Below are 8,547 nucleotides of genomic sequence, written 5' to 3'. Positions count from 1 at the left end.
TTTGGGTGATGCAGGTTTCGTCATGATGACCCCACTCTCTCAGATGATGGGGCCTCCAGGAAACCCGGAGCGGTTCATTCATCGTGATTAGAACCGCCTACCATAAAGCGCATTTGGATCATACCGCACTCGCTTTCTGGGACCAATCGCCGCGCCCCTCATTGGCTCCGAGCCATCCGCAATGCGGTTACCGAAGCCTCAGGTAGGCATGGTTTCCCGTTGGCGACCGCACGCGCTAATACCAATACTCGTGGATCATGATCGATGAGCCCAGTCGCGCAGTCCGATGGACATGATGGCCCAGGGCTACCCGAAGAGGGTGTTCCAGGCAAAGCAGCAGTGATCGAGAATGTCCTGGTTAGGAGGCGAAGACTCGGTTGGCGAGCCAGTTGTCGCGCATGTACTGCCAGATGTTCTCCACAGGACTCAGCTCGAGTGACTTCGGCGGCAACGGCAGCAGGGTAATGTTGGCGGGAATCGGTAGCTTGGCCGAGGTTGTGCCAGCCGGCCTGATCGAGCAGCACGACGGCATGCGCGCCGGGCGCCACGGCGCGCGAGATCTCCTCCAGGTGCAGCGCCATCGCCTCGCTCGTGCAGCGCAGCAGCACCGGAGCCGCACCCTTGCCTTGGGCCGGGCAGATCGCGCCGAACAGATAGGCCGAGCGCGTGCGCTGGTCGTGCGGCGCCGCCGGCCGGCTGCCGCGGCGTGCCCAGCGACGGGTGATCTTGTTCTTCTGGCCGATCCAGGCCTCGTCTTGCCACCAGATCTCTATAGGTTTGCCGGCAGCCTCATGCGCCGCGATCTGCGCCAGCTGGGTGGGGAAGTTTTTTTGAACGCCTCGGCGGCGTCGGGACCCTTGGCGTGGTGGCGAGGGCGGGCCGACAGCTTGCGAAAGCCCAGGGCGCACAGTTCCCGGCTCAGCGTCTGCTTCGACACCGAGACGCGGAATTCGTCCCAGAGCCATTGCAGCAGGTCGATGATCCGCCAGCGCACCACCCCATGCACCGCCGGGATCGGTCCATCCTCCACAACTTGGCGCAGAGCCGTCCGGTGATGCTCGGTCAAGCGTGGCTGCGGGCTGGGAGCCTTGCCGGTCAGCAGACCCGGCGGCCCCGCCTCACTGAACCGCAGCACCCAGTCGCGCACGGTCTGCAAGCTGACCCCGCCGATCTGCGCCGCGGCAGAGCGCGGCTCTCCCTCGTGGATCGCCGCCAAGGCGAGCAGCCGGCGGACTTGGCCGGGACCGTGAGAGGAACGGGCAAGCCGTTGCAGGGCGGCGGCATCGCAATCGCTGCGCAGCGGAACCGGAGCGGCCATGACGGACCTCGTCGCTGTGGTCCCTCCGGTGAATCACACGGCTCTACCCCGCGGGAATCGCTGCATGGGTCGTACTCCGCAGGACTCGGTATGATTGTCGAGTTGGAAGACAAGGCCAAGACGCTGGAGGAGACCCTCTCCGCCCCTCCCCCGCCGCCGGTGATGCTGCCGGCCAACTTGGCGGACCTGTACCGGGAGTGGATCCACGATCTGGCCACCACGCTGGCCGATCCGGATCATCGGATCGAGGCGCGTGACCGGTTGCGCCCGTTCATCGACCGTGTGGCGGTGCGCTTCAGCGGCATCGACGCCCGGAGCTTCGAGCTCGAGATGGAGGGCGACGTCGTGGCGTTGCTGTGCCTCGGGCTGGATGCAAACACACCGAAGGCCGGCGCTGGAGCGTCCGGCCTTCGGAAGACGTCGTATTCGGTAAAGTTGGTTGCGGGGGCGCGCAACCACCGAGAATTGACACTACCGCCGGTGGCCGTTTAACGCAGCCAAATGAGCGGGGCATGGCCGATAAGTGGGCAACACGACGGTTGAGCTGACCCCGATGTTCAGTTCAGCTCAGCCGATTATGCTGCGGTTATGGGCCGCATCTCCCAACGGACGGCGGTCACAATCCCCCAATTGCCGGCATCATTGGGGCGGCGCCAGCACGCTTTGGGCATGGCGCGCAACTCCTGCAGGGCTTTCTGATAATCGGCGACTTTCCGCTCCTCTCCTTTAGGGCCGATGGTGTAACCGCGGGAATTGCCGAGTTCCGGCATGAAGGCGGTACCGTCACGCGCCACGGGCAGCAACAAAGTCGACCTTTCGGTCGCCCTCGTTCCTTTGGAGCGCAGTGTACCGGCTGCGGGTGCCTCTACCCCGCGGCCGGCTGAATAGGGAACGGACTGTCTCCTTGGGATGCCCATACGGGTACAGGCCCCGAATCGCCGAAGATACTGTAGAGCCGCAGGCGCTTGCGGATCAGATCCTCGCGGGCCGCGACAAACTCCGGAAGAGCCTCCGGTACCCAAAGGTGGGGTTCGGGCGGAATGAGATGCATCTCCAGAAAGCCGCCGTCGCGGGTGCGTATCCAGTCGCCGAACGACATGCCGGCTTTCTCTGAATTCTCCCGCCCCAACAGGAGTTGCAGATTTCCGATCCGATCGACGCAGGCCAAAATCTCGTCAATGCGGCTTTCAGAGATGCCTCGTCCCTGGAGGCTGCGGCGCGTGCAAAGCGTCCGCGGAATGATGTGGTCGATGTGGTAAAGCGACGACGACCAGTTCTGCTCCTCATAGAGGGTGGAAAGCGCCAGGAAGCAGGTGCGCTGACCGTAGGTCGTTTCCAGCAACGCCGCGACGTTCGCCTCCTCGTCGAAGGCGACGACGCGTCCGCGGCGCTTGCGCAGCCCGTCGGTCAGGGCATGGAAGGGGAAGTCACGCTCGGTCTCCATGGCCTCCCGCAGCAGGGCGCGGGACGTGCCGATGGTCTGGTCCGAACTTCCGCCGAACACGCTGTTCAGCAGCGCTCCAAGGAGCCATCGACGGATACGCAAGCGGTTCTGAACCTCGAAGGGCGTCGTCCCATCGAGCATCACGCCGTCACCCAGCTTGAACAGGTAATAGGCGATCGGCAGGACGGCGTTAGCGCTGGTCAGAGTGTCGCGGTCGATGCCGAAGCGATTGACCAGCCGCAGCGTCGCCTCCAGCGACCGCTTAATCTCCGGCCAGTTGCGCTGGATGACCGCGAGGTTCGCCGTAGTGAAATTGTTGACCTTGTAAACATGGTCCAGGTCAGACAAAACGAGGCAGGCCCGCATTACGAAGTCTTTGTTGAGGTCGTTCTTGCGGTCAAGTTCATCGTTGAGTCGATCGACGAAGTTGAAGATCTCCTCGCGGGCGTTCACTCCATCCCATTTGGACGTGATCATCGAAAGCAGCAAGTCGGACTTGCTGAGCTTGGTGCCGCCGTCGTTTGCCCGGATGAAGATGTCGAGCACGCGGTCATAACTCTGGCTCTTTTCCGTATAATAGGCGACGACGTCGTCCTTCCAGACCGTACGGTACAGGCGGTCCAGGTTGCGCTCGACGATCCGCACCTCGCCACGAGTGACGGTATCGGGGAGGCTGTCCACGACCTCCTCCTTCACCTGATCGAACCGGTCATCGTCGCGACAATCCAGAATGCGCCCGACCTTGAACCACAGGTGCCCGCGGTCATTACCCGGCGGTTCTTCGAAGAACCGAAGGCCATAGGTAACGCCGACCTCGTCCTCTTCCCCCGTTTCGTCCTGTCCAGGATCCTTGAGGAGGTTCAGATAAAGGCGCTGCTTGGACCAAGCCAGGGGATTGTCCCAGCGCTTATGCTTCAGCTTCACCGTGTAGCTGCCACGCAGACCGATCAGCAGGGAGGTCAGGCGCTGCTGCCCGTCGAGAACCAGCACAACGTCGCGTCCATCGGTCTCCGCCGGTTCGTTATGCACTTGGCCATAGCGGAAGTTCTCGACGAATTGGTAGATGTCCCAGTTGCCGCGGTTCTCCGGCTGTAGTTCCCAGAACAGAAACGAACTGATCGGATAGCCTTTGAGCAGGCTGTCGAACAGCGCCACCACCTGCGAGGCCTCCCAGACGTATGGCCGTTGGATGGCCGGCAGGAAATAGGTCCGGTTGATCTGGTCGAGGACGTCGGCGATGGTCGTGGATGCGTAGGACATGACAACCCAGGCAATGAATGGCGTTGAGTTCCAGACTTCCCCGACGGACTACTCCCCGGGATATGCAGCCTACGGCTCGGCTTGCCCTGTCAATCTGTAGCCAAGTGCCCGCCGGCGGCGGCGTTGAATATAATCGCCTTCGTTGCACACCCACAAACCGCGAATTGAGTCATCACGGCTTGCGTCGCGCTGACGATGAACAGGCTCCACCTCCAGACGCGCAAGCACCTTCTGATCGATAGCAGCCAGGAAACACAACCCGGCTCTGGACCTGCGCCCTCGCCTGTCGCATCCTGCCGCCGCTTGCAGGAAGAGGTACCTCATGGCGATGGGTCCACAGCGCTGGCTGACGATCACGGAGTCCCCGTTCCCCTGGGAGCGGGAGGCGCTGGAATTTCTGCGCGGACACCTGCCCGACCGTGACCCCTGGTACGCCTGGTCCAACGTCGAGTTCATCGACGACGAGGGCAAGGTCAACGAGGTCGACGCGCTCGTCCTGTCGCCGCACGGCCTGTTCCTGGTTGAAATCAAGAGCCGCCCGGGCCGGCTGGACGGCGATGCCCATAGCTGGACCTGGACCACCGACGGACGCCGCCGCACGGACGACAATCCGCTGATCCTGGCGAACCGCAAGGCCAAGCGCATGAAGGGCCTGCTGCAGCGGCAGAACGTGGTCAGGCGGCTGAAGTTCGGCCTGCCCTATGTCTTCGCGGTGATCTTCCTGTCCGCCGACGGGCTGGACTGGCAGGTCGATCCGTCCACCGCCTTCTCCACCTTCGGCCGGCGGCCCTCCAGGTCGGGCGACGGCATCATCAACGCCCTGAACAACGGCTTGCAGACCGCGAGGCCGCACCCGCCGATAACGGCCGAACAGGCCAACATGGTGCGCCGGGCGATCGCCGAGGCCGGGATTCGCCCGTCCTTGCGCGACCGCCGCATCGGCGACTACGAGTTGAAGCGCATCCTGGCCGAGGGCGACGGCTGGCAGGATTGGGAGGGCCGCCACGTCACCCTGGACGTGGCGCGGCGCATCCGCCTCTATCCCTACAGCTCCGCGTCCGACGAGAAGGCGCGCCGCGCGCTCGGCCGGATGGCGGTCAGGGAGTTCCAGGTCCTGGAGGGCATCGACCATCCGGGCCTGCTGCGGGTTCGCGACTACAGGGACACCGAACGCGGCCCGGCGCTGATCTTCGATCACGATCCGCGGGCGATCCGGCTCGACCTGCTGATGCGCGACCATCTCGATCTGATGGGGGCGGAGCTTCGGCTGCACATCGTCCGCCAGTTGGCGGAAACCCTGAAATACGCCCATGGCAAGCGGCTGTTCCACCGCGCCCTGTCGCCCCACAGCATCCTTGTCCGGGACGTCGACCAGCCGCTGCCCCGGCTGCAGATCATGAACTGGCAGACGGCGGCGCGGGAAGCATCGGCCGCCGGAACCACCCACGCCACCACCGGCACCAGCCACCTGGACAGCTATGTCGAGGATCCGGCAAAGGTCTACATTGCGCCGGAAGCGCTCAGCGGCGGGCCGCAGTCCGGCCCGCACCACGACGTGTTCTCGCTGGCCGCCATCGCCTACCACCTGTTCACCGGCCAGCCGCCCGCCCCCTCCCCGCTCGAACTGGCGGCCCGGCTGCGCTCCGGCTCCGGCCTGCTGGTGTCCGACGTGGTGGACGGGGCGATGCAAAGCCTTGTCGACCTGATCCGCATCGGTACCCATCCGGAGGTGCCAATGCGGATCGCCTCGATGGACGAGTTCCTCGAACGGCTGGCGGAGGTGGAGCGCGACCTGCAGCGCGGCACGCCGGAAACCACCGTCGACCCCTCCTCTGCCAAGCCCGGCGACCGGCTGGAGGGCGGCTTCACCGTCGTCCGCCGGCTGGGCCGCGGCGCGTCGGCCGACGCCCTGCTGGTCCAGCCGGATGGCGACGAGGGGGAACTGGTGCTGAAGGTGGCGCTCGACCCCGCCCACAACGACCGGCTGGAGGCGGAGGCTGCGGCGCTCGGAAAGCTGCACCACACCAACATCGTCTCGGCCCGCCGTACGCTGACCGTCGCCGGACGGACAGCGATCCTGATGGAAAGCGCCGGCCCCCAGACCCTGGCCCAGCTGCTGCGCACGCCCGGCGGCCTGTCGCTGGACCTCAAGCGCCGCTTCGGCGAGGAGCTGCTGAGCGCCGTCGACCATCTGGAGCAGAAGGGCGTCGCCCACCGCGACATCAAGCCGGACAACATCGGCATCACCGAGGGGAAGGAGCGCCGGCGGCTGGTGCTGTTCGACTTCTCGCTCGCCCGCACCTCCCCGGACAATATCCAGGCGGGGACGCGCCCCTATCTCGACCCCTTCCTGGTCCTGCGACGCCCGCCGCGCTGGGACCTCAGCGCCGAGCGGTTCGCCGCCGCCGTCACCCTGCACGAGATGATGACCGGCCTGCTGCCCAGCTGGGGCGACGGGCAGAGCGACGCGGCGATGATCGACGACGAGGCGACCATCGCGTCCGACCGCATCGATCCGCATCTGCGCGAGGGGCTGTCCGCCTTCTTCGACAAGGCGCTGCGCCGCACCCCGCGCGAACGCTTCGACAATGCGGAGGACATGCTGCGGGCCTGGCGCCGGGTGTTCGACGAGGCGGTGACCGCCCAGGACGACCCCGACGGCTTCGATGCCATCGCCCGCCGCGTCACCGCCGCCACCCCCATCGCCGACCTCGGCTACAGCGTCGAGGCGCAGGACGTGCTCGACCGCATGGGCGTCCACAGCGTGCGCGACCTGCTGGAGGTGCCCCGCCGCAACATCCGGCTGGCGAGCGGCGTCGGCGACCGCATCCGCAAGGAAATCCGCCTGAAGGCGAAGCGGCTGGCCCAGCTTCGCCAGGACCTCGTTCCCGGCACCCCCGCCCCCACCGACCTTGGCGCCGCCGACACCGACCGCCCCAGCATCGACCGGCTGGCCGAGATGCTGATCCCCCGCCGTCCGCTGGGCGAGGAGACGACGGAGGATCAGGTGCTCGTCGTCTTCCTCGGGCTGGAGACGGCCGGGACACCGCAGGATTGGCCGTCGGTCGGCGAGGTGGCGAGCCGTTGCGGCATCGCCCGCACCGCCGTCGCCACGGCCCTCGCCAAGGGCCGCGAGCGCTGGCAGCGGCAGAAGGCGCTGGGCACTCTCCGCACCGATCTGCGCGCCCTGCTGACGCTGCATGGCGGCGTGATGACTGTGGCGGAGCTGACGCCGCAGGTACTCGCCATGCGCGGCTCCGCCAAGCTCGACGAGGCGGAGCGCCTGCAACTGGCCGGTGCCGTCCTCCGTGCCGCCATCGAAACCGAGAGCGCGCTGGAGGAGCCGCATTTCCTGCTTTACGGTGCCGATTCGATGCCGATGGTCGCGGAGGCGGCGGAGCTGGCGCAGCACGCCCGGACGCTCGGGCAGGCCGCCGACCGGCTCGCCGCCCTCGACCCGCTCGCCCCGCCGCAGCGGGTGCATGAGGAGCTGGAGGCGCTGGGCTGGCCGGTGCTGGACCGGGAGGATGCGGCCCCCCGCCCCACCCTGGCCCGCCTCCGCGCGCTGGCGGTCGCGGCGTCGGCCCAGGCCGCCCTGTCGAGCAAGGGGGAGATCTACCCGCGCGGCATGGTGCCGGACCGCACGCTGCGGCTGGCCGCCGGCTCCTTGCTCGGCCCCCGCATGCTGACCGAGGAGCAGCTGCGCGAGCGTGTGCGCGGCCGCTATCCGGACGCCGCCCCGCTGCCCGCCCGCCCGGCGCTGGACGGCCTGCTGGAACAGGCGGGTATCGGCCGGATATGGCGCGAGCATGGCATCGGTCCGGACGCCGGCGACAACGAGCCCGGCTATTACGCCGACACGGCCAGCCCTGGCCATTCGTCGGGCTACAGCTCCATCCACCGGCTGATGACCGAGGGGCCGGCGGTGGACGAGACGCCGGACGTCCTCGCCGCCCGCCAGTTGGAGGAGAAGTTCGCTTATGCCCGGCGCACCGGCGGCTTCCTGGCGCTGACCGTCGATCCCCGCCACTACCGGGATGCGGAACGGGCGCTGGTGGAGCGTTTCTCGCTGAAACGCCTCAGCCTCGACCGCCTGATGCTGGACGGCATGCGGGCGGAGGCCGACGGGCGCAAGGTGGACTGGTCGCTGGTGCTGCGCGCCGATGCCGCCGATCCGCAGAGCCGCGACTGGAGCAACCTGCAACGGCTGATCGGCTTCGCCATGCCGAAGATCGAACAGGCCCTGCTGACCGCCGGGGAGCTGGTGCTGCTGACCGATTGCGGCCTGTTCGCCCGCTACGGCCTGATGGACCGCCTGCAGATCCTGCGTGACGCCTCCGGCACGGCGGGCGGCCCGCCGGGGCTGTGGCTGCTGCTGCCGCTGCCCGACGGCGGCCTGCCGACCATCGGCGGCAAGGCGGTTCCGGTCATCGACGGCAGCCAGTGGGCCCGCCTGTCGGTCGCCTGGATCACCAACGCCCACCGCGCCGGCAGCCGCCCGGCGGCGTGACCCCGGCACCCCTCC

At 67.1% G+C, this 8,547-nt stretch carries 4 protein-coding genes and 1 pseudogene; 2 read left to right on the top strand and 3 right to left on the bottom strand.

Annotated elements, in window-relative coordinates; all coding sequences use genetic code 11:
• Nucleotides 1–306 precede the first annotated feature (306 nt).
• Nucleotides 307–1,318: pseudogene (locus FZ029_RS30870) on the bottom strand (IS630 family transposase).
• 90 nt (nucleotides 1,319–1,408) lie between these two features.
• Between FZ029_RS30870 and FZ029_RS30865 the strand changes: the two are divergent.
• The gene (locus FZ029_RS30865; RefSeq protein WP_149273816.1) at nucleotides 1,409–1,810 is read left to right on the top strand and encodes a hypothetical protein; all 402 of its coding nucleotides are present in this window, start codon (nucleotides 1,409–1,411) and stop codon (nucleotides 1,808–1,810) included.
• An 83-nt stretch (nucleotides 1,811–1,893) separates the two neighbouring features.
• Here the strand turns inward: FZ029_RS30865 and FZ029_RS30860 are convergent, their stop codons facing one another.
• Together FZ029_RS30860 and FZ029_RS30855 are read right to left on the bottom strand one after the other, a co-directional pair.
• The gene (locus FZ029_RS30860) at nucleotides 1,894–2,121 is read right to left on the bottom strand and encodes a hypothetical protein (protein ID WP_211104263.1); all 228 of its coding nucleotides are present in this window, start codon (nucleotides 2,119–2,121) and stop codon (nucleotides 1,894–1,896) included.
• Nucleotides 2,122–2,183: 62 nt separating this feature from the next.
• Nucleotides 2,184–4,022, bottom strand: a complete 1,839-nt coding sequence (locus tag FZ029_RS30855) for a DUF262 domain-containing protein (RefSeq protein ID WP_149273814.1) — start codon at nucleotides 4,020–4,022, stop codon at nucleotides 2,184–2,186.
• A 322-nt stretch (nucleotides 4,023–4,344) separates the two neighbouring features.
• On the opposite strand from FZ029_RS30855, the gene pglW reads away from it, so the two are divergent.
• Nucleotides 4,345–8,532: a BREX system serine/threonine kinase PglW gene (gene pglW, locus FZ029_RS30850; RefSeq protein WP_149273812.1), complete on the top strand. Its 4,188-nt coding sequence runs from the start codon at nucleotides 4,345–4,347 to the stop codon at nucleotides 8,530–8,532.
• Nucleotides 8,533–8,547: the final 15 nt, after the last annotated feature.

Source organism: Azospirillum sp. Sh1 (genome assembly GCF_008365135.1).
Classification (GTDB): Bacteria; Pseudomonadota; Alphaproteobacteria; order Azospirillales; family Azospirillaceae; genus Azospirillum; species Azospirillum oryzae.
This window is presented reverse-complemented; position numbering and strand designations above follow the sequence as displayed.